This window comes from Streptomyces sp. CO7, from assembly GCF_053474865.1.
In genome coordinates this window covers 310,889-311,710 of record NZ_JBRIOU010000001.1, presented here as the reverse complement: position 1 = coordinate 311,710, position 822 = coordinate 310,889, and the positions used below count along the sequence as shown (strand labels likewise).

1 protein-coding gene is annotated in these 822 nt (G+C 76.8%); it reads left to right on the top strand.

From position 1 onward, the window contains the following. Positions 1 to 764 (top strand): GNAT family N-acetyltransferase (locus tag ACOV8S_RS01435; RefSeq protein WP_448315502.1); only part of this gene is annotated, 764 nt, incomplete at its 5' end. Positions 765 to 822: the final 58 nt, after the last annotated feature.

Here is an 822-nt window from a genome sequence, read left to right as displayed (position 1 = left end):
GTTTCCACCCGTACCCCTTCCGCAGCGCCGGCCGGGAGGGCTTCGCCGCGATGGGCATGGCGGAGGTCCTGCTCCACACTCACGACATGGCGCAAGGGCTGGGCGTCGACTTCCGGCCGTCCGCCGAGCTGTGCGGCTACGTGCTCGCGCGGCTCTTCCCGCACGTGCGCCAGGGCGAGGACCCGTGGCGGACCCTGCTGTGGGCCACAGGGCGGGGGGAGCTGTCCGGCGAGGAACCGGTGGACGGGTGGCGCTGGTACAACAACCCGCTCGTCGAGGCGGAGCGGCTGACGATGGAGGCGCTGACCGTGCCGGCCGCGGCGGACCTCGCGCTCGGCGGCGACGGCGGCTTCGACTGGGTCTCCGGCGGGCCGTTCGAGGGCACCCGGGAGGGAGCCTCCCTCATCACCGCGGCCTACGAGAAGGGCGCCTTCCGGCCCGAGTGGACCTCCTACGTCCTGGTGCGCCGTGAGGACGACCGCGCGGTCGGCTCGATGGGCTTCCACGGGCCGCCGGACGCGGAGGGCCGGGTGGAGATCGGTTACGACCTCGCGGTCGCGGCCCGCGGCAAGGGGTACGCCACGGAGGCCCTGCGGGCGCTGAGCGCCTGGGCGCTGGCCCGCGACGGCGTGGGCGTGGTGACGGCCCGCGTGGACCCGGCGAACACGGCCTCCCGGCATGTCCTGGAGCGCGGCGGCTTCGCCCGCGCCGGCCACGTGGACGAGGCCGGCGGCGTCCTGGTCTTCGAGCGCCGCGCCGACTGACCGGCGGCGGGCCGGCGAGGCGGGGCCCGTCCCCGCGGAGGCGGCCGGGGCGCGGGGA